Here is a 20,014-nt window from a genome sequence, read left to right as displayed (position 1 = left end):
ACTCTTTATAAACCGAAGTGGGCGATGTCCTAAGCGCTATTTCTAGACGAATGGGACACAGTTGATACGTTATACTCTGTATCGAGTGAATACTCACTAATGTCTGTAGGCTAAACATCAATGCTATTATCTATTTAAAGATTAATCAGTAAGTGGTGGAGCTACACGGGATCGAACCGTGGACCTCTTCACTGCCAGCGAAGCGCTCTCCCAGCTGAGCTATAGCCCCTCTTACAAATTGCTTTTGGATACGCTACCAGAAAAATCTGACGTCATGTCTCAACTGCGAGGCGCATTCTATGCAGCATACCCAAAAGTGTCAACTCGTTTTTTAGGAATTTATTCTATTTGCTACAAATTCAATCGCTTTGGATATTCTTTGTGCAGATCGATCTTTTCCAATTAAATATAAGGTTAAGTCTAACGCAGGAGACTGCCCTGCGCCCGTTACCGCAACTCGTAGTGGCATTCCGACTTTACCCATACCCACCTCAAGATCTGCTGCTGTTGCTTCAATTGCTTGATGAATATTTTCAACTGTCCAGCCTGTTATTGCTGCTAACTTTTGATTGAACAAGGTTAAAGGCTCCATTGCTACACCACGTAGGTGCTTTTTAGCCTGGGCTTCATCGAAGTTATCAAAGTCTTCATAGAAATAACGACTAGAAGCTGCTAACTCTTTTAATGTTTTAGCGCGTTCAGATAATGCAGTCACAATTTCAGTTAATGCAGGGCCATTACTGGTATCAATTTTTTGATCGTCCATGTGCCATTGTAAATGCGATGCCACATAAGCGGGATCCAGAGATTTAATGTAATGTTGATTTAACCAAATAAGCTTATCAGTGTTAAACGCTGATGCTGCTTTGTTAATATCATCGAGTTTAAATAGTGTTTTTAACTCTTCCATTGAAAATACTTCTTGATCGCCATGAGACCAACCCAAACGAACAAGGTAGTTTAATAATGCTTCTGGTAAATACCCATCATCACGATATTGCATAACACCTACAGCACCATGACGTTTTGATAGTTTGGCACCATCGTCACCTAAAATCATCGATACATGTGCATATTCTGGAATGGGTGCTCCCAATGCTTTTAAAATATTAATTTGACGTGGCGTATTGTTGATATGGTCTTCACCGCGGACAACACAGGTAATGCCCATGTCCCAATCATCAACTACAACACAGAAGTTATATGTTGGTACACCATCAGTGCGTTTGATGATTAAGTCATCAAGCATATCGTTAGAAATTTCGATACGGCCACGAACATGGTCATCAAATACCACGCTGCCTTCAATTGGGTTTTTAAAGCGCACAACAAACGGCTCGTCAGTATCACGAGGAGCTAGGTTACGGCAGCAACCGTCGTATTTCTGCTGTAAACCTTGGGCTGCTTGATCTTCGCGCATGCTTTCAATGCGTTCACGCGAGCAATAGCATTTATATGCAGTGCCTTTATCTAGCATTTGCTCAATAATTTCGTTGTAACGATCAAAACGCTTAGTCTGGTAATATGGACCTTCATCCCAAGTCAACCCTAACCAGTTCATACCATCAAGAATGGCATCACATGCTTCTTGAGTTGAACGTTCAATATCAGTGTCTTCAATACGAAGTACAAATTCACCATTGTTAGCACGTGCGTGCAACCATGAATAAAGTGCTGTACGAGCACCACCTACATGAAGAAAACCAGTTGGACTTGGAGCAAAACGCGTCTTAGTAGTCATAATCGGACACTAACCTATTTATAAACGTCTAAAAAAGACAAACAAAAAAATGTGCCGCTATTCTAACAGCCAAACCCAGTAGTTGAAATGGCGTACATTAAAAGCGTGAACAGTTTTTAAATTTTATTTATTTTTAATATTAATTTCCTTGTTTAACAAAGCATCAAAGCGAACAAATTTAGGTCGACTAGCATTTTTTTAATTAAAAAGCGTTGACAGGTTTTACTTGCCGCCTATAATACGGCCCCACACAGCATGAGGTCGCTTAGCTCAGCTGGGAGAGCACCTCCCTTACAAGGAGGGGGTCACTGGTTCGAGCCCAGTAGCGACCACCATATCTTTATTGATTAAGATATTCTTATGTTGATTACATCCCAGGTCGCTTAGCTCAGCTGGGAGAGCACCTCCCTTACAAGGAGGGGGTCACTGGTTCGAGCCCAGTAGCGACCACCATGTAATTTTATTTTATTGTTGTGTAGAGTCCCAGGTCGCTTAGCTCAGCTGGGAGAGCACCTCCCTTACAAGGAGGGGGTCACTGGTTCGAGCCCAGTAGCGACCACCATATTTCCTTTCTGATTTATTCCCTAAGTATTCTTAGTTACATCATCATTTAAATTCCACCTAAATGACTACAACGATCACATTTTATGAACAATAAATCTTTTATCCACATTGTAGATAGCAATAAAAAACACTCAATAAAGAGTGATATTAGTCAATTATTTTTAGGGTGGGGTAATACCAATCCGCATTAGAATTTGCTCTTTTAGCAAAATTATCAGTGAGGTATTCGAGGCAGTTTTTTGAAGACAGAGTTGTTCTCGGCAACTGCTCCTGCGTTGCTCTACCTCTTGTATCCATGCAGTCGTACGTGTAAGAAAGGCTAACAAAGAAGACCACTTTGATAAATTCGCCCTTCGGTGCTATGTCCCTCCCAGCACTGCTTCAAATGACTTTGATGTAAAAGACTACACCTACAGTCATTTTCATTGTACTGGCTCTAGTGACGCAGCCTAAAATAGATCATGTTCTAATCAGGATTGATATAATGCTTATCCTAAGCCTAAAAAACCACCCGTTTGATGAGACCATAATTGCGAATATATACCATTGGCCTTAATGAGCTCTTGATGAGTACCTTGCTCTACAATTCTCCCTTGGTCTAATACAATTAAGCGATCCATTGCGGCAATGGTAGATAATCGATGCGCAATAGCGATAACCGTTTTACCTTCCATCAATTCATATAGAGACTCTTGTATAGCTGCTTCTACTTCAGAGTCTAATGCTGAGGTCGCTTCGTCTAGTAACAAAATCGGCGCATTTTTAAGTAATACTCTCGCAATGGCAATCCGTTGGCGTTGACCACCAGATAACTTCACGCCTCGTTCACCCACTTGGGCATCTAGTCCTTTATTACCAAATGGATCGGTTAGCGTTTCAATAAAATCAAAAGCTTGAGCTTGAGTGATTGCTGCCATCAGCTTTTCTTCGCTGGCGTGCGGATCACCATACAGAATATTTTCTCTAATAGAACGGTGCAGTAATGAAGTATCTTGCGTCACCATACCAATGTTAGCGCGTAAAGAATCTTGAGTGATGTGCGTTAATGGCTGGCCATCAATTAGAATTTGCCCTTGTTCTACATCATGGAAACGCATCAATAAGTTCACTAAAGTTGACTTTCCGGCCCCTGAACGGCCAACTAACCCTACTTTTTCACCAGGCTTAATTTGTAAGTCAAGGTCGTTGATAACACCGGTTTTTTCACCATAATGAAAACTGACGTGATCGAAATCTATTTTCCCTTGGGTAACCACAATGTCTTTTGCATCGGCTTTATCTTGAATCGCAATGGGCTTTGATAATGTGTTCATACCATCGGTAACGGTACCAATGTTTTCAAATAAGGAACTGATTTCCCACATAATCCATTGTGACATGCCGTTTAAACGCAGCGCTAAACTCACCGCGATAGCAATAGCACCAACCGTAATCGCACTGTCAGACCACAACCATATTGAAACCGCTGTAATCGTGAATGCTAATAAGTAATTAATGATTTGTACCAACACATTTATCACTGTCACTAAACGCATTTGACCGTAAACTGTTTTTAAAAAGATGCTCATACTGTCGCGTGCGTAATCAGCCTCTTGCTTAGTATGAGAAAACAATTTTACAGTTGAAATGTTGGTGTAACTGTCGACGATTCGACCTGTCATGGTCGAGCGAGCATCAGCTTGTTCTGTCGCGACAGCTTTTAACTTAGGAACTAACTTCCACTGAATGGCCACATAAGCGGCTAACCAGACTAACATTGGCAGCACTAAGCGCACATCGGCACTGGCAATCATTACTAACATTGATGTGAAGTAAATAAGGATGTACATCAGCACATCTAATAGTTTCATGACGGTCTCTCGCACCGCCAACGAGGTTTGCATTACCTTTGTCGCGACTCGACCTGCAAAATCGTCTTGATAAAATGAAATACTTTGTTTGAGTAAGTAACGGTGAGCTTGCCATCGGATGGCCATAGGGTAATTGCCAAGCAAGGTTTGATAAACAATCGATGCATGCAACCAAACTAAAAGTGGAATGACGACTAATACAATGACGGACATGCCAATTAAGGTTACTTGTTCGTCTTGCCATAATGTTTGTGGGTTCTTAGTCACCAACCAATCAACTAATTTTCCCATAAAGCCAAATAATGACACTTCGAGAATCGCAAGCATTGCCGTGAGTAATGACATCACGATTAAAGGCCAGCCAAAACCGCTAGTATAGTGACGACAAAATGCATATAGGGAATTAGGTGGTTGAGTCGGTTCTTCTGGTGGTAAAGCTTGGGTCAATGATTCAAAAAATTTAAACATCTATTGCTCTAACATTGTTAGTGAGATTTCTGGTGTTTAGGATAACGTAAAAATGGCAAATGTAATGGATTAAATAGTTACCGTATTCAAATACGATTGAGTTCCGTTTTCCGCTAGGTGTGGTACTTTGCCTTAGGTAAAGTAACGCTATGACCAGTTATGCGAGAAATATAAGATGAATGTTCAGTGTGCTTTTTATTTTTATTCAATTGCAGGAATGAGTTATGTCAATTGATAAGCATCAAGCAGACTGCGTACTGACGGCAAGAGTATGCCAGCAGGCTAGGCTTAGTCGCGACGCACGTTTTGATGGTCAATTTTTTATCGGAGTACTAACAACGGGGATTTATTGTCGTTCAATCTGTCCGGCTCCGTCCCCTAATGAAAAAAACGTCCGCTATTTCGATTCTGCCATTAAAGCGGCCAATGCAGGTTTGCGACCTTGTCTAAGGTGTCGTCCCGATAGCGCACCAAGTTCGCATGCATGGCGAGGCACTGACACCACATTAAATCGTGCCATAAAGTTAATTGAGCAAGGTTTTTTAAGTGGAGATAATGCCGGAACCGTCACTGAACTTGCTGGTCGACTTGGGATTACCAGCCGATATTTGAGCCAACTTTTTAATCAAGGTGTCGGCACCTCGCCTAAACGGTTTGCGCTTTATCAGCAGTTGATGTTTGCAAAACAACTAATTCATCAAACATCATTATCAATGACTAATGTTGCTATGGCAGCAGGCTTCAATAGTATTCGACGTTTTAATGAAGTTTTTAAACAAGAGCTTATGCTTAGCCCCTCTAATTTACGCAAGCAAAGCCACATATCTAAAACATCATTAACAAATCAAGACAAATCGGTAGCGGTAATTAAACCGATTCAATTAGCCTTAGCTTATCGCCCGCCACTAAGCTGGCAAAAAATGAATCGCTTTTATGCTTTTCGTCAAGTCGAGCACATGGAGATGATTGATGAGCAAGGAAGTTATGCGCGAAGTTTTTCATTTTTTGGTGTTACCGGTGCCTTTTCAGCTCGTTCGAATGCAAAAAAAGCACAGCTTGATGTCAGCATTTATTTTGTTAACGCAGAAGACGTGAAACATTTGCACAAAATTGTCATCAAAATCAGGTCGATATTTGACCTTGATGCAGATGTGCAGGTCATTGAGCAAGCGTTAACCCCCATTTCATCTCTTGGCGCGAAAGTGGATACAGGTCTGCGGATCCCGGGAACGGGTAATGTGTTTGAAGCAGCATGCAGGGCTGTACTTGGGCAGCAAGTCAGTGTGGTGCAAGCGACTAAGTTGCTCAATACACTAGTGCTGCATTATGGCGCTGAGCTCATCATAAACGGTAAAACATGGCGATTATTTCCAACGGCAAACGTGATTGCTCGTGCTTCATTGGATGAATTAAAAATGCCTGGTGCTCGCAAGTTGGCGCTTAATGCTCTGGGTGATTACGTTGAAAAATATCCCGATTCAACACCGCAGGAGTGGCTTAACGTTAAAGGCATTGGTCCTTGGACTGTGGCTTACGCTCAAATGCGTGGGTTGAGTGATCCCAATGTGTTTTTAACCACAGATTTAGTGATTAAAAATCGAATTTATGCACTATATCAATTGGCTAATGTGCCAATAGAATCCACCAAGTCTTATGCTGAAATCGCCAAAAGTATCAGTCAACAAGTCAGCCCTTGGGGCAGTTATTTAACGTTTCAGCTATGGGATCAAGATCCGCTGAACTCAACACAAGAATAAAATGATGCCAATAATTACTGCACCTTTAATCCAATCTATTGTTACAAGTCCTGTCGGTTTACTTTCACTTAAGGCATCGGAACATGGGTTAACCCATTTACAAGTTTATGACTTAACTACAATAAATGCTGAAGTATCGATTCAATCATCGCTCACTTTGACAACCAGTTCCGATCCCATAAATAATGAGCAACTTGAATATAAGGCTTTACAGCATATTAACATTACCACTGCACAATTAAGTGAATATTTTGCCGGTAACAGAAAGCAGTTTTCGGTTGCGTTAGCGCCCAAGGGGACACAATTTCAGCAAGAGGTGTGGCAAGCGTTAAGTCAGTTACCTTTTGGAGAAAACTGCAGTTACAGCGATATTGCTAATACGATTGGCCGACCTAAAGCGGTTAGAGCTGTTGGGGCTGCAAACGGCGCTAACCCCATAGCGATTATTGTGCCATGTCATCGTGTAATAGGTAAGGGCGGTAAACTCACTGGTTATGCTTACGGGCTTGAGATGAAACAATGGCTACTGAATTTAGAAGGCGTCGAATAAATTCTGACTGTGGTGGTAAAGTGCGGTAAAATGTTCGATTGACACCCATTTTTAGAGCACATTTGATACATGACCCAAGCTTCATTGGCAACGACATTCGCTGAGTTTGGCCTGCATTCTCCATTGTTGGCAAGATTGGCAGAGCTAAATTACACTCAGCCTACCCCTATTCAAGCAGAAACCATTCCGAGTATTTTAGCCGGTAAAGATCTTTTGGCTGGCGCTAATACCGGTTCGGGTAAAACGGCAGCGTTTGCTCTGCCTATTTTACAACACTTACTCACTAAAACGTCGCGAACAGCATCTAAGGGCAATAATGTCAGTGCATTAGTTTTAGTGCCAACGCGAGAGTTAGCCAAGCAAGTTGCTGATAGTTTCAAATCTTATGCTGTGCATTTAAATGGCGATATTAAAGTCGTTGCTGCTTTTGGTGGTGTGTCTGTTAATACGCAAATGCTTGCCTTACGTGGTGGTGCAGACGTTATTGTGGCTACGCCAGGGCGACTGCTAGACCTAGTGTCATCGAATGCAGTAAAGTTGTCTCAAGTAACCACACTAGTGTTGGATGAAGCAGACCGGATGTTAAGTCTTGGCTTTACTGAGGAAATATCACAGCTACTTAATTTGTTGCCTAAAAAGAAACAGACATTATTGTTTTCGGCTACGTTCCCAGAAGAGGTCCGCCAGTTAACTCATGCCTTGTTAGTTACCCCACTTGAAGTACAATTACAAAGCGCAGAAGCAAGCACGCTTGTACAACGAGTGATGACCGTCAACCGTGAGAAAAAAACCGCTTTGCTTGCGCATTTACTGTTAGAGCATCAATGGCGTCAAGTGTTGATTTTTGTCAGCGCTAAAAATGGTTGTAACCATTTAGCGCAAAAACTGGCTAAGCGTGGTATTACAGCAGAAGTATTTCATGGTGATAAAGCCCAAGGCGCCCGTAGTCGAGTGCTTGAAAGTTTTAAAGTTGGAGCCATTCAAGTGCTTATTGCAACGGATATAGCTGCACGTGGTTTAGACATAGAAAAACTGCCAGTAGTAATTAATTTTGACTTACCGCGCAGTCCAGCAGATTATATGCATCGCATCGGCCGAAGTGGTCGTGCAGGAGAGGTGGGTTTAGCATTGACCTTGTTATCGCATGATGAGTATCATCACTTCTCAGTAATTGAAAAAAAGAATAAAATTCGTCTTGAACGTGAGCAAATTAATGGGTTTGAGGCCGACGAAGGTATGCCTGAGCATGTTATAGAGCAACCTAAACCTGTTGCGAAACCTGAAGGCACAGGTAAGAAGAAACGTAAAAAATTATCCCCAATTAATGTTGATATTTGGGCTAAAAAGTCAGATTAGTAGTAGGTAATATGAAACATATTTTTTGGTTAGTTGATGGGCAAATTGCAGGGCGCAGTGGCCCAAATAAAAATTCATGGGATTTGACTGAGTTCAAACAAGCCGGATTTGGTGCGATAGCATCATTAAACAATGCTGAAGGTTGTGATACGAATGAGATGGCTGAATTAGGCTTTCGTCATAAAGTGTTTAACTTGCCTGACAATATTCCTCCTAAGCCACAAGATGTAGCCATTTGTGCAGAAATATTACCTCAGGTGTTAGGCTTTATTCGTGAGTGTGAAAGCGAAGAACTGCCTGTATTATTACACTGCCGTTCAGGTATTAATCGCACCGAAATGGTGATGGCGTACTATATGATGGTAAATGGTGCAGCACCTTTACATGCCGTTAGCCAAGTGCGTAATGCCAGTGGTTTAGCGTTCGATGCTGAGGGGTGGGACCAATTTGTTTATGACGTACTTTACGAACTTCAATCTACTTCAAACTGATTAAGTTACACGCTGAGTGTTATCGTTTTAGAGGGAGACAATGAATAAATCATTGTTTCCCTTTGCTGTTTTTAGGGGACATTTGTTGGTTGATTATTGAGTGTCAGATGGTATAAATGCTAGCTATCTATCGGATGAATTACTAATTTTGTGATTTATAATGATATTTGACGATAAAATAGACCACTAAAGCTAATCTAAGTTCTGACGATAAATGCTATAATGAGCTTGATTTCAGTCTTCAGATGAAGGGGTAACAATGAGTCCGAAAACGAGTAAAGCAAATCAATCGCAAGGTCTATTGCTGTTTAAGTTGAACCAAACACAACTGTTTGCTTTAGGCACTTTAAAAATTCGGGAACTCGTACCATATACCCCTCTCACTAAAATTCCGCATTCTCACCCCTCTATTCTTGGTGCCGCCACTATCCGTGGGATGACCATTCCTGTTATCGATATGGCGGCTTCTATTGGGTACAAACCCGTTAGTGAACAAGAACGTAAAGATTGTTATATCATCATTACTGATTGTCAGAGGATGGTCATAGGTTTTTTAGTTCGCGCAATTGATAAAATCATTGAATGTAATTGGCGTAATATTGAAGCTCCTTCAGGCAGTTTAGGTAAGAATGCTTTCTTAACAGGTGTCACCCGTTTTGATGATCAATTAGTCCAATTACTGGATGTTGAATTGTTATTGTCGAAAATATTTCCGAGCGATCCTATTTCTAATCGGGCGATACTTACAGACGTTCAGCGTGAAAAATTAAAACCTCTGCATATTTTATTGGTTGATGATTCTAAAGTGGCCCGTAAACAATTATCCGATGCACTTGATTCGATTAATATACCTTACCAAGTGACGGCAGATGGTCGCGATGCACTAGAAATTATGAAACAGGCTGCGGCAGATAAAATGCCGATAGACATACTAGTGAGTGATATTGAAATGCCAGGACTTGACGGGTATGAGTTGGCCTTTGAGGTTAAGAACGACCCTGTGATTGAACATGCATATATTATTCTACATACTTCGTTATCAAGTGAAATTAGCGTTAGCCAAGCTAAGCAAGTTGGTGCGAATGAAGCTCTCACCAAATTTGACGCCAAAGAGTTAATTGAAGCTATGTTAAGAGGTGCTGAGGCAATAGAGACAGTTTAAGTTTAGAGATTAGTTAAACACGATGCGGTGTTAATTATGTTTAACAACCTCGTTTCAATTTATTTAACATTCCGATAATTGTGTTTATTTAACGAACACTGGGTAATTTTTTTATTCATTTAAACTCAACACTAGACTTATGATGTGGCATCCTGATATATAGCTACAAGGCTTTAGTTGTGTTCGGCATGGTAGTTGTTCACGAGAGAAGGCTATTACGGGAAACAAACTCTATTTATTGCAATAAGCTGATTGATTTAACGTATTGCCAAGGTGAGATTCTGATCCTCCCAATAAGCATATTTACAAAAAGAAGCGTTTAATGATGACTGGTGAACATGTTCTGATGGGGCGAGCACAAGTTGTGTCGTGCTCTTTTAGGGCATATAACCACAATAGTTAAACAATTTGATTAACGATAAGTGTCTACTTTATAGACAAAGCCATAAATATAATAATCATAGGTTAAGCAATGAATCAAAAAACATCACTGTTAGCTCGTATTGCTAATGGAAGCCTTGTGCTACAAATTATTAGCGGAATCATTTTGGGTGTGATTCTGGCAAGTATTTCAACAGCGGGTGCCAATAATGTGGCTTTTTTAGGGGCACTGTTTGTGGGGGCTTTAAAAGCCATTGCACCGATACTCGTGTTTGTTTTGGTCGCATCATCGATTGCTAATCAAAAGAAAAATAGTCAAACCAATATGCGTCCTATTATTGGACTATATCTTTTTGGAACCCTTGCCGCAGCATTAACTGCAGTTTTATTTAGTTTTGCATTTCCAACAACCTTATTGTTAACCACAGGTGTCGAAGGCTCTAATCCTCCTCAAGGGATTGGAGAAGTGATTAATACTCTATTATTCAAAATTGTCGATAATCCTGTTAACGCATTATTAACCGGCAATTATATTGGTATTTTAGTCTGGGGTGCAGGATTAGGTATCACCATGCACCATGCTGGTGATAGTACTAAACGGATGCTGTCTGATGTTAGCGATGCTGTATCTAACATTGTCCGCTTCGTAATCCGTCTTGCACCAATTGGTATTTTTGGATTAGTGGCCGCGACATTTGCTGAAACAGGCTTCGATGCTCTTGCCGGTTATGGCCAATTATTGATGGTACTTGTGGGCTCCATGCTATTTATTGCGTTGGTTATTAACCCTATTATTGTGTATGTCAAAATTAAACGTAACCCTTATCCGCTGGTGTTTAAATGTTTACGTGAAAGCGGTGTAACGGCATTTTTTACTCGTTCAAGTGCAGCTAATATTCCGGTCAATATGGCGTTGTGCGAAGAACTTAAATTGCATAAAGACACGTACTCAGTGTCTATTCCATTAGGCGCCACAATTAATATGGGCGGCGCAGCGATTACCATAACGGTATTGACCTTAGCTGCGGCACATACGTTGGGTATTCAAGTTGACTTTTTTACCGCTCTACTATTGAGTGTGATAGCGTCAGTGTCTGCGTGTGGTGCGTCTGGTGTTGCTGGTGGTTCACTATTATTAATTCCATTAGCATGTAGCTTGTTTGGTATTTCTAATGATATTGCGATGCAAGTTGTGGCTGTTGGTTTTATTATTGGAGTAATCCAAGATTCTGCTGAAACAGCATTAAATAGCTCTACTGATGTGATATTTACTGCAGCAGCATGTGAAGCGGCTGAAGCTAAAGAGGCCAAACAAGAAGCTCAAGTCAGTTAAATATATGGTTGTTGAAGAGATGCCGGCGGTTGTGCCGGCATTTTTTTGTCTAATAGGTATAAATTAGTGTGATATTAAAACGGATGTGGGCTAGAAAAGGTCATTTCGACTTGGCTGTAAGGGTGGGTAATCGTGAGCGATTGCGCATGTAGGTTTAAGCGCTTACTGGCATTAATTGTCTCTGCATCGCCATAGAATTCATCTCCCAAAATGGCGTGTCCTAGCGCAAGCATATGAACCCTAAGTTGATGAGTGCGACCTGTATGTGGTTTAAGTTCCATTAAGGTTGACTGCGCGCGGTATTCAAGCACTTGAAAGTAGGTCAACGCCGCTTTACCTGAGTCAGTAAGCATTTGGAAGGGGGGGAAGTCAGGATTAGGACCCAGTGCGAAATTGACTTTGCCTTGTTGTTCACTGACGTGTCCCATGACTTCGGCAATATACACTTTTTTGGCTTGACGATTTTGAAATTGAATTTTTAAATGAGATTCTGCTTTTTTCGTACGAGCAAAAATCAAGATTCCAGAGGTGTCACAATCTAAGCGATGGATCAGAATGGCTTCTGGATAGCATTGTTGCAAACGGGTTATTGCCGTATCGTGAGTTTCAGGCGAACGACCAGGATTCGATAATAGACCTGAAGGTTTATTGATGACGATAATGTCACGGTCTTTATAGCGTATATCTAACCATGGAATTGATGGCGGTTGATAAGTAAAGATGTGCATTAGTAAGTGTTCTCTTGGATTTAGTGGGGAGATATTGATGAGTTATCAATAAACGTCGCGCATACTTCAGTCGCGAATAATAACAAAGTTTAACTCATAACGAAAAACCAATTATTGACCTACGGTATAGTCATGGCCGCTTTACCAAGTGGCTAACCACAACCGCAATGACATTCCCCAATGGCTTGTAACTCCCGAGGTTACAAAACGAATATCATTATTAGTATCAACAATATAAATAGCAGGCAAAGCCATTGCCCCCCATTGCTGGCTAAATGATATTGTTTGAGACTGATTGTGTTGATTGATCACATCAAAGTGATAATGATGTTGTTGCATAAAAGCATTAATGTCTACATTGGTACCAGAAGCGACAGCGATGGAAACCACTTGATAATCTTGCTTTAGGTTAACTAAGTCCACCATTGGTGAGGTGATGCGGCATACAGGACACCAGGTCCCCCAAAAATAAATTAAAGTGGGTTTATCATTTTGGCCTATATGCTCTTTTGTATCAGCAGATCCAGAGTTAAACAAAGATATTGGTTTCTTATTAATGGTAAGGGCGTTAATGGGTGTTGCTACGCCTGTTCGCATATCTCGCTGTAAGTAACTCGCAAGAATGAACATTACAAGTCCGAAGATTATTATATCGCGTAGGCTAGATAGCCAAAACTCTCTTGATATCAATGTGGCTTTTAGGTTAGCTAACCATAACTTCATGTTTGCAAGCATCCATGGAAAGCCAATGTTAAGGTAAATATTCGGCAGGGGTTTTACGGCTGTAAATTCGACTATAAGCCATCAATTGTGGATAAAAGGTTCTAAATGCAATTTCAATCTCAATATAAATCTGATCAATATCGTTAATGGCATTATCAAACAGTTCAGGTTTTGATAAGCGGCGGCTAATCCCTTTTATGGCTTGCTCTAATCCTTGTCTTGTTTGGTAACTGCTTAACCAGTCTTGTTGGATGATTTGAGGCGCGATAGCTTGTAAGCTTGGGGGAAGTTCAAGTGTTGTACTCAGTTGATGGTATGCTTTTTGGCAGAATTCATCCAATGGTTGGTGATGATACTCTTCCCAATAAAATGCTAGATAATGATCAAATACGAGATCTATCAGTACAGGTGCTACGCGACGTGAGGTTTTTGGAAATAGCTTGAGTAAGTCTATAATAATTTCATGATTATCAGTTATTTGATCTATCTGGCGATGAAGCCATATACCTTGTTGCAAATGTTTAGGGTGTCGGTCTATGTTACCTTTTGCGAAATCACCGGACAAATTAGCTACTAGGTGAGTATTGCTGATGTCGGCTAAATGTAAGTGAGCTAAAAAGTTCATAAATTATACTTCTAATTTTATTATTTTACAGTATGATACTAGCCGTTTGTAACAAAGCGTTACAACGTTGCTAGGGTGCGAAGTTAATCATAACGTTTTACAGATAAATGTCATTGAGTATTCACCATCATCGTTGTGATAAGCGTAAGTGCCGTTAAAGGGTATAGGATTAATTTAAAGGGTCAAGGATGATGAAAGAGTGGATTAAAAAGTTATTGGGTAGACCGATTACACCAAAGAGAAATAAAGTGCACATCGATATGCGGTATGAAGAACATTCATATAAATCGAGTGATATTTTGGACTCTGCAAAGTCAGATACCTCTGAACGAGATGATATTGACACTGAGCCTACAGAACATAAGCCGACAAAATAATCAGTAAACTTGATCTTAATTTGCGCTCGCCATAGACTAGCGGCCGTTTTTACTGTTGAGATCATACTATGCGCGTTGCAGATTTTTCATTCGACCTACCAGATGAGCTTATTGCTCGTTATCCAACTGCACAACGCAATGCCTCGCGTTTACTCACATTAAGTGGCGAAAACGGTGAGCTTGCCGACAAACAATTCACGGATTTATTCAATTTGATTAACCCTGGAGACTTGATGGTGTTTAATAACACCAGAGTAATACCGGCACGTTTATTCGGCCAAAAGTCTACAGGTGGCAAGCTTGAAATTCTCGTTGAACGCATGCTTGATGATAAACGTATCTTAGCTCATATTCGTAGCTCAAAATCGCCTAAAGTTGATGCGTTAATTGACTTAGATGGCGGATATCAAATGAAAATGTTGGCTCGTCATGATGCGTTGTTTGAGCTTGAGCTAATGTCAGATAAAACAGTATTAGAAGTACTTGAGGAGGTTGGGCATATGCCTCTGCCACCTTATATTGACCGTCCTGATGAAGATGCTGATAAAGAACGTTATCAAACGGTATATAACCAAACTCCCGGAGCCGTCGCTGCACCAACAGCTGGATTACACTTTGATGATGCAATGTTGGCTCAATTAAAAGCTAAAGGTGTCAATATTGCTTTTGTGACTTTGCATGTCGGTGCTGGAACATTTCAACCTGTTCGGGTCGATAATATTCTTGAGCACAAGATGCATTCCGAGTGGGCTAATGTTTCGCAAGATGTGGTTGAACTTATTGCGCAAACTAAAGCAAATGGCCATCGTGTGGTTGCAGTTGGTACCACATCGGTTCGTTCACTTGAAAGTGCGGCTTGCGCAAGTGGTGATGGTCCACTTAACGCCTTTAGTGGTGATACTGATATTTTTATTTATCCCGGATATCAATTTAAAATAATTGATGCGATGGTGACCAATTTTCACTTGCCTGAATCGACATTAATCATGCTGTTAAGTGCTTTTGCTGGTTTTGGAGAGGTAATGAACGCCTATCAACATGCCATTACGCAGAAATATCGCTTTTTTAGTTACGGTGATGCCATGTTTGTGACAAAAAAAGCCCCCTAAACAATGAATTTGATTTAAAATACTCGCCCACAATAGTGGGCGTTTTTTTGATTTAATGTGCCGGTAACCTTGAAGCATTAAAATTTGCCCTCATTATTATAGAAGCTAAACAAGTCAGACTGTTTATCTGGCAAGGTGATTTATGAAATTTGAATTAGACACAACAGACGGTCGTGCACGTCGTGGACGACTTATTTTTGACCGTGGTACTGTAGAAACGCCTGCATTTATGCCTGTGGGAACTTACGGTACGGTAAAAGGGATGACCCCTGAAGAAGTGCGAGCCACTGGCGCCGACATTTTATTGGGTAATACCTTTCATTTGTGGTTACGTCCAGGCGAAGAAATCATGCGTAAGCATGGTGACTTGCATGACTTTATGAATTGGCAACGTCCAATTTTAACTGATTCGGGTGGGTTTCAGGTGTTTAGTTTGGGGGATATTCGTAAAATCACTGAAGAAGGTGTGCATTTCCGTTCACCCATTAATGGTGAAAAGATTTTCTTAGACCCAGAAAAATCAATGCAAATTCAGGACTCTTTAGGCTCTGACGTTGTGATGATTTTTGATGAATGTACACCGTATCCAGCAACACATGATGAAGCGCGTAAGTCGATGCAAATGTCACTGCGTTGGGCTAAACGCTCACGTGATGAGTTTGACCGTTTAGAAAATCCAAATTCTTTGTTTGGTATTATTCAAGGTGGAGTATACGAAGACTTACGTGATGAAAGTGTAAAGGGGCTTGTTGATATTGGCTTTGATGGTTATGCCGTAGGTGGCTTAGCTGTCGGAGAACCTAAAGCCGACATGCACCGCATTTTAGAGCACGTTTGTCCACAAATCCCTGCGGATAAGCCTCGCTATTTAATGGGCGTAGGTAAACCTGAAGATTTAGTTGAAGGGGTTCGCCGCGGTGTCGATATGTTTGATTGTGTGATGCCAACGCGAAATGCGCGTAATGGCCATTTGTTCACCAGTGAAGGTGTCATTAAAATTCGTAATGCACGTCACCGTGATGACACATCTCCATTAGATGCCAAGTGTGATTGTTACACTTGTAAAAACTATTCACGTGCATATTTGTACCATTTAGATCGTTGTAATGAAATTTTAGGTGCGCGTTTAAACACCATTCACAATTTACGTTATTACCAAATGTTGATGGAAGGTTTGCGCGGCGCTATTGAGACAGGTACATTAGACGCCTTTGTTAAGGAATTCTATACCAGTCTTGGTCGTGAAGTGCCTGAGTTAGTCGATTAATTTTAGCCAATAAGAAGAGAGAACTATGTTTATTTCAAATGCTTATGCAAGCCCAATGGCTGGCGCTGCCGGTGGCGAAACCATGCAATTAATTTTCATGCTAGTCATGTTTGGGTTAATTTTTTACTTCATGATTTTCCGTCCACAATCAAAGCGCGTTAAAGAACACAAAAATTTAATGGCTTCTATCTCAAAAGGTGATGAAGTCTTAACCAGTGGTGGCATTCTTGGTAAAGTGACCAAAATCGGTGAAGAAAGTGATTATGTATTATTAGCCATTAATGATAATAACCAAATCACGATTAAAAAGGATTACATCGCAGCGGTATTGCCTAAAGGTTCTATTCAGTCGTTATAAAGCCAAGAGGGCTATGGTGTGTTAAATAAATACCCAATGTGGAAAAACATCATGGTGGTGCTTATCATCGCCATTGGTGGTTTTTATGCAATTCCCAATCTGTTTGGTGAAGATCATGCCGTGCAGATTGTCGCCACTCGCGGCGCAGAAGTGACAACGTCGACGCAATCGATGGTCGTTGATCTATTAGAAAGTAAGGGTATTGCCATAAAGCGTGCCGAGCTTGAAGGTGGCCAGCTATTGATTAGGGTGCAAAATCCTGAGCAGCAGCTGGTGGCAAAAGAAGCTATCGCTGAACAACTTGGTCAAAAATATACTGTTGCATTAAATTTAGCTCCGGCGACCCCAGAATGGCTTGAAGCTGTTGGTGGTACACCAATGAAGCTAGGTTTGGATTTACGTGGTGGTGTTCACTTCTTAATGGAAGTGGATATGGGCGAAGCTATTCGTAAAATGGAAGAAGCTAAAATAGCGGATTTCCGTAGCCAGCTTCGTGAAGAGAAAATTCGTTATGCTGGTATTCGTAAAACCCCCAAAGGTATTGCGATCAAGTTTCGAGATGCTGAAACGGTCGATCAAGCTGAGGCTTATTTAAAAACCCGCAGTAATGACATGGTGTATACCGATGCAAGCAGTGGCAGTGAGTTTATGTTGCTTGCGACCATGAGTGATGTTTATCTTAAGCAAATTAAAGAAGAAGCATTACAGCAAAACATTACCACTATTCGTAACCGTGTTAACGAACTAGGTGTTGCGGAGCCAGTCGTTCAACGTCAAGGCGCTGAGCGCATTATTGTTGAACTGCCTGGTGTACAAGACACTGCTCGAGCAAAAGAAATTTTAGGTGCTACAGCATCAATTGAATTTCGCATGGTTGATGATAAAGCTGATGTCAGTGCTGCTGCCAATGGTCGTGTCCCCGCAGGTGCAGAAGTGTATCAACGCCGTGAAGGCGGCATTGTTGTACTGAAAAAAGAAGTCATGTTGACCGGTGATCACATTACGGGTGCGCAACCGACTTTTGACCAATACAGTCGTCCACAGGTAGCGATTAATCTTGACGCAAAAGGCGGCTCGATTTTCTCTAACGTGACCAAAGACAATATCGGTAAACCAATGGCAACATTGTTTATTGAATATAAAGACAGTGGTAATCGTAATCCTGATGGCACAGTCAAAATGACCAAGATTGAAGAGGTTATTTCGGTTGCAACGATTCAGGCTCGTTTAGGTCGTAATTTTGTGATTACTGGTCTTGAACATACTGAAGCTCAAAGTTTAGCATTACTGTTACGTGCCGGTGCGCTGATTGCACCAGTGACGATTGTAGAAGAAAGAACCATTGGTCCAAGCCTAGGTGCTGAAAACATCCAAAATGGTGTTCAAGCAATGGTATGGGGAATGGTTGTAGTGCTTGTCTTTATGATGATTTACTACCGAGCATTTGGTTTTATTGCCAACCTTGCATTGTTAGCAAATCTCATCATGGTTGTTGGTGTAATGTCGATGATCCCAGGAGCAGTGTTAACCTTACCAGGTATTGCAGGTATGGTACTCACTGTGGGTATGGCGGTAGATGGTAACGTACTTATATTTGAACGTATCCGTGAAGAATTATTAGCCGGCCGCAGTGTTCAACAAGCTATCCATGAAGGTTATGGAAATGCATTCTCAACCATTGCCGATGCCAACATTACTACCTTTATGACAGCATTAATTTTGTTTGCTGTCGGTACCGGTGCGGTGAAAGGTTTTGCAGTTACCTTAATGATAGGTATTGCGACTTCGATGTTTACAGCCATTGTTGGTACACGCTCAATCGTGAATGCGGTTTGGGGTGGTAAGCGCGTTAAGTCATTGTCTATCTAAGGGAGAAGTTGATTATGTTACAGATATTTTCAGTAAAGAAGACCGTCGACTTCCTTCGCCATGCATTGCCTATCAGCATCATGTCGATGATTTTAGTGATTGCCTCTTTTGTGTCGCTTGGGGTACAAGGCATTAACTGGGGTCTTGATTTTACTGGCGGAACGGTTGTTGAAATGGAGTTTTCAACTCCTGTCGACTTAAATGCTTTACGTGCAACAATGACGACTGATGAAGCTGAAGGGGCTGTGGTACAGAACTTTGGTTCAAGCCACGACGTGTTAGTTCGTCTACCAGTAAGAAATGAGTTGAAAAGTGATGACCAAGTTGCTGCTGTTTTAACCGCAGCACAATCAATTGATGCAGGCGTGGTTCAAAAGCGAGTTGAATTTGTTGGGCCACAAGTAGGCAAAGAGTTAGCGGAACAAGGCGGTTTAGCCGTTATTGTTGCGCTTATTTGTATTCTAATTTACGTTTCATTTCGTTTTGAATGGCGTTTAGCAGCAGGTTCTGTTGCAGCATTAGCTCATGACGTTATTGTCACCTTAGGGGTCTTTTCCGTTTTACAGCTTGAGTTTGATTTGACTGTATTAGCAGGCTTATTAACGGTTGTTGGTTACTCACTTAACGATACTATTGTGGTATATGACCGTATTCGTGAAAACTTTCTTAAAATGCGTAAAGGTACCCCTAGAGAGATAGTTAACACTTCAATTACTCAAACTATGAGTCGTACTGTTATTACTACAGGTACAACATTAATTACCGTTATTGCGCTGTTTTTAAAAGGCGGCACAATGATCCATGGTTTTGCGACTGCATTGTTATTGGGTATTTTTGTGGGTACATACTCATCTATTTACGTGGCAAGTTATTTAGCCATTAAATTGGGTATTAACCGTGAGCATATGCTACCGGTAGAGATTGAGAAAGAAGGTGCAGATCAACCTTCAATGATGCCTTAATACATTACTATTAATCATCAATCACTAAAAAACCTCAGCCGTGCTGGGGTTTCTTTTTTTATGGAATTGGTATTATACCAATCTCATTAAATATCTGGTCAGTTCAGAGTCTCTCAGGTTTTTCAATTCAAGGCACATTGATGTAGAAATGGTTGCTCCCTTTTAAATCGATGTAACACAGAAGTGGAATACCTGTGAGACTCCATTCTGGCGGGGTTCAAAGTCCTTTATGCTTCGTTAGATGCTTTCAAAATACGACTGCATGGATGCTGGAGGTAGAGTAACGCAGGAGCTTGTTACCGAGAATCACTATTCGCTTCAATCATCTGCCTTGCCTACAGCA

Annotated in this window: 17 protein-coding genes and 4 tRNA genes; 15 read left to right on the top strand and 6 right to left on the bottom strand. The window is 41.1% G+C overall.

Annotated features, from left to right (window positions below; genetic code table 11):
* Positions 1-153 precede the first annotated feature (153 nt).
* Both ACWXWT_RS14700 and gltX read right to left on the bottom strand, forming a co-directional pair.
* Positions 154-229, bottom strand: a tRNA-Ala gene (locus ACWXWT_RS14700).
* Between the two features lie 102 nt (positions 230-331).
* The gene (gene gltX, locus ACWXWT_RS14695) at positions 332-1,741 is read right to left on the bottom strand and encodes a glutamate--tRNA ligase (RefSeq protein WP_456042326.1); all 1,410 of its coding nucleotides are present in this window, start codon (positions 1,739-1,741) and stop codon (positions 332-334) included.
* 259 nt (positions 1,742-2,000) lie between these two features.
* On the opposite strand from gltX, the gene ACWXWT_RS14690 reads away from it, so the two are divergent.
* From ACWXWT_RS14690 to ACWXWT_RS14680, 3 genes are all read left to right on the top strand, one after another.
* A tRNA-Val gene (locus tag ACWXWT_RS14690) sits at positions 2,001-2,076 on the top strand.
* A gap of 42 nt (positions 2,077-2,118) precedes the next feature.
* Positions 2,119-2,194: transfer RNA gene (locus ACWXWT_RS14685), tRNA-Val, on the top strand.
* Between the two features lie 33 nt (positions 2,195-2,227).
* Positions 2,228-2,303, top strand: a tRNA-Val gene (locus tag ACWXWT_RS14680).
* A 490-nt stretch (positions 2,304-2,793) separates the two neighbouring features.
* Here the strand turns inward: ACWXWT_RS14680 and ACWXWT_RS14675 are convergent.
* Entirely contained in the window at positions 2,794-4,623 is a 1,830-nt protein-coding gene (locus ACWXWT_RS14675; protein ID WP_456042325.1) for an ABC transporter ATP-binding protein, read from the bottom strand.
* A 224-nt stretch (positions 4,624-4,847) separates the two neighbouring features.
* On the opposite strand from ACWXWT_RS14675, the gene ACWXWT_RS14670 reads away from it, so the two are divergent.
* From ACWXWT_RS14670 to sstT, 6 genes are all read left to right on the top strand, one after another.
* Entirely contained in the window at positions 4,848-6,380 is a 1,533-nt protein-coding gene (locus ACWXWT_RS14670) for a DNA-3-methyladenine glycosylase 2 family protein (protein ID WP_456042324.1), read from the top strand.
* A 1-nt stretch (position 6,381) separates the two neighbouring features.
* Complete coding sequence (locus tag ACWXWT_RS14665; protein ID WP_456042323.1) at positions 6,382-6,930, top strand: methylated-DNA--[protein]-cysteine S-methyltransferase; 549 nt, start codon at positions 6,382-6,384, stop codon at positions 6,928-6,930.
* Between the two features lie 69 nt (positions 6,931-6,999).
* Entirely contained in the window at positions 7,000-8,286 is a 1,287-nt protein-coding gene (locus ACWXWT_RS14660) for a DEAD/DEAH box helicase (RefSeq protein ID WP_456042322.1), read from the top strand.
* 11 nt (positions 8,287-8,297) lie between these two features.
* Positions 8,298-8,777 (top strand): protein-tyrosine phosphatase family protein, encoded by a 480-nt coding sequence (locus tag ACWXWT_RS14655; protein WP_456042321.1) that lies wholly within the window; start codon positions 8,298-8,300, stop codon positions 8,775-8,777.
* A gap of 259 nt (positions 8,778-9,036) precedes the next feature.
* Positions 9,037-9,939 (top strand): chemotaxis protein, encoded by a 903-nt coding sequence (locus ACWXWT_RS14650; protein WP_456042320.1) that lies wholly within the window; start codon positions 9,037-9,039, stop codon positions 9,937-9,939.
* 472 nt (positions 9,940-10,411) lie between these two features.
* Positions 10,412-11,653, top strand: a complete 1,242-nt coding sequence (gene sstT, locus ACWXWT_RS14645) for a serine/threonine transporter SstT (RefSeq protein WP_456042319.1) — start codon at positions 10,412-10,414, stop codon at positions 11,651-11,653.
* 74 nt (positions 11,654-11,727) lie between these two features.
* Here the strand turns inward: sstT and ACWXWT_RS14640 are convergent, their stop codons facing one another.
* The 3 genes from ACWXWT_RS14640 to ACWXWT_RS14630 all read right to left on the bottom strand — a co-directional run bounded on the left by ACWXWT_RS14640 (position 11,728) and on the right by ACWXWT_RS14630 (position 13,729).
* Positions 11,728-12,381 (bottom strand): pseudouridine synthase, encoded by a 654-nt coding sequence (locus ACWXWT_RS14640; RefSeq protein WP_456042318.1) that lies wholly within the window; start codon positions 12,379-12,381, stop codon positions 11,728-11,730.
* Positions 12,382-12,522: 141 nt separating this feature from the next.
* Positions 12,523-13,104, bottom strand: a complete 582-nt coding sequence (locus ACWXWT_RS14635) for a redoxin domain-containing protein (RefSeq protein WP_456042317.1) — start codon at positions 13,102-13,104, stop codon at positions 12,523-12,525.
* A gap of 28 nt (positions 13,105-13,132) precedes the next feature.
* A complete protein-coding gene (locus ACWXWT_RS14630) occupies positions 13,133-13,729 on the bottom strand; it encodes an acyl carrier protein phosphodiesterase (protein WP_456042316.1) in 597 nt (198 codons plus the stop codon).
* A 188-nt stretch (positions 13,730-13,917) separates the two neighbouring features.
* Here ACWXWT_RS14630 and ACWXWT_RS14625 point away from each other — a divergent pair, with 188 nt between their 5' ends.
* The 6 genes from ACWXWT_RS14625 to secF all read left to right on the top strand — a co-directional run bounded on the left by ACWXWT_RS14625 (position 13,918) and on the right by secF (position 19,671).
* Entirely contained in the window at positions 13,918-14,106 is a 189-nt protein-coding gene (locus ACWXWT_RS14625) for a hypothetical protein (RefSeq protein WP_456042315.1), read from the top strand.
* Between the two features lie 68 nt (positions 14,107-14,174).
* Positions 14,175-15,215 (top strand): tRNA preQ1(34) S-adenosylmethionine ribosyltransferase-isomerase QueA, encoded by a 1,041-nt coding sequence (gene queA, locus ACWXWT_RS14620; RefSeq protein ID WP_456042314.1) that lies wholly within the window; start codon positions 14,175-14,177, stop codon positions 15,213-15,215.
* A gap of 142 nt (positions 15,216-15,357) precedes the next feature.
* On the top strand, positions 15,358-16,482 hold the full coding sequence (gene tgt / locus ACWXWT_RS14615; RefSeq protein ID WP_456042313.1) for a tRNA guanosine(34) transglycosylase Tgt: 1,125 nt from the start codon (positions 15,358-15,360) through the stop codon (positions 16,480-16,482).
* 25 nt (positions 16,483-16,507) lie between these two features.
* Complete coding sequence (gene yajC, locus ACWXWT_RS14610; RefSeq protein WP_456042312.1) at positions 16,508-16,840, top strand: preprotein translocase subunit YajC; 333 nt, start codon at positions 16,508-16,510, stop codon at positions 16,838-16,840.
* 18 nt (positions 16,841-16,858) lie between these two features.
* On the top strand, positions 16,859-18,709 hold the full coding sequence (gene secD / locus ACWXWT_RS14605) for a protein translocase subunit SecD (RefSeq protein ID WP_456042311.1): 1,851 nt from the start codon (positions 16,859-16,861) through the stop codon (positions 18,707-18,709).
* Positions 18,710-18,723: 14 nt separating this feature from the next.
* Entirely contained in the window at positions 18,724-19,671 is a 948-nt protein-coding gene (secF, locus tag ACWXWT_RS14600) for a protein translocase subunit SecF (RefSeq protein WP_456042310.1), read from the top strand.
* Positions 19,672-20,014: the final 343 nt, after the last annotated feature.

Source organism: Shewanella sp. A22 (assembly GCF_053850585.1).
Note: the sequence above shows the minus strand (reverse complement) of the source record. Positions and strands in the feature narration are given on the sequence as shown.

Bases quoted from the DNA above. Each gene is read 5' to 3' on its own strand.
- gltX (WP_456042326.1), bottom strand. From the start codon at position 1,741: ATGACTACTAAGACGCGTTTTGCTCCAAGTCCAACTGGTTTTCTTCAT.
- ACWXWT_RS14675 (WP_456042325.1), bottom strand. From the start codon at position 4,623: ATGTTTAAATTTTTTGAATCATTGACCCAAGCTTTACCACCAGAAGAA.
- ACWXWT_RS14670 (WP_456042324.1), top strand. From the start codon at position 4,848: ATGTCAATTGATAAGCATCAAGCAGACTGCGTACTGACGGCAAGAGTA.
- ACWXWT_RS14665 (WP_456042323.1), top strand. From the start codon at position 6,382: ATGATGCCAATAATTACTGCACCTTTAATCCAATCTATTGTTACAAGT.
- ACWXWT_RS14660 (WP_456042322.1), top strand. From the start codon at position 7,000: ATGACCCAAGCTTCATTGGCAACGACATTCGCTGAGTTTGGCCTGCAT.
- ACWXWT_RS14655 (WP_456042321.1), top strand. From the start codon at position 8,298: ATGAAACATATTTTTTGGTTAGTTGATGGGCAAATTGCAGGGCGCAGT.
- ACWXWT_RS14650 (WP_456042320.1), top strand. From the start codon at position 9,037: ATGAGTCCGAAAACGAGTAAAGCAAATCAATCGCAAGGTCTATTGCTG.
- sstT (WP_456042319.1), top strand. From the start codon at position 10,412: ATGAATCAAAAAACATCACTGTTAGCTCGTATTGCTAATGGAAGCCTT.
- ACWXWT_RS14640 (WP_456042318.1), bottom strand. From the start codon at position 12,381: ATGCACATCTTTACTTATCAACCGCCATCAATTCCATGGTTAGATATA.
- ACWXWT_RS14635 (WP_456042317.1), bottom strand. From the start codon at position 13,104: ATGAAGTTATGGTTAGCTAACCTAAAAGCCACATTGATATCAAGAGAG.
- ACWXWT_RS14630 (WP_456042316.1), bottom strand. From the start codon at position 13,729: ATGAACTTTTTAGCTCACTTACATTTAGCCGACATCAGCAATACTCAC.
- ACWXWT_RS14625 (WP_456042315.1), top strand. From the start codon at position 13,918: ATGATGAAAGAGTGGATTAAAAAGTTATTGGGTAGACCGATTACACCA.
- queA (WP_456042314.1), top strand. From the start codon at position 14,175: ATGCGCGTTGCAGATTTTTCATTCGACCTACCAGATGAGCTTATTGCT.
- tgt (WP_456042313.1), top strand. From the start codon at position 15,358: ATGAAATTTGAATTAGACACAACAGACGGTCGTGCACGTCGTGGACGA.
- yajC (WP_456042312.1), top strand. From the start codon at position 16,508: ATGTTTATTTCAAATGCTTATGCAAGCCCAATGGCTGGCGCTGCCGGT.
- secF (WP_456042310.1), top strand. From the start codon at position 18,724: ATGTTACAGATATTTTCAGTAAAGAAGACCGTCGACTTCCTTCGCCAT.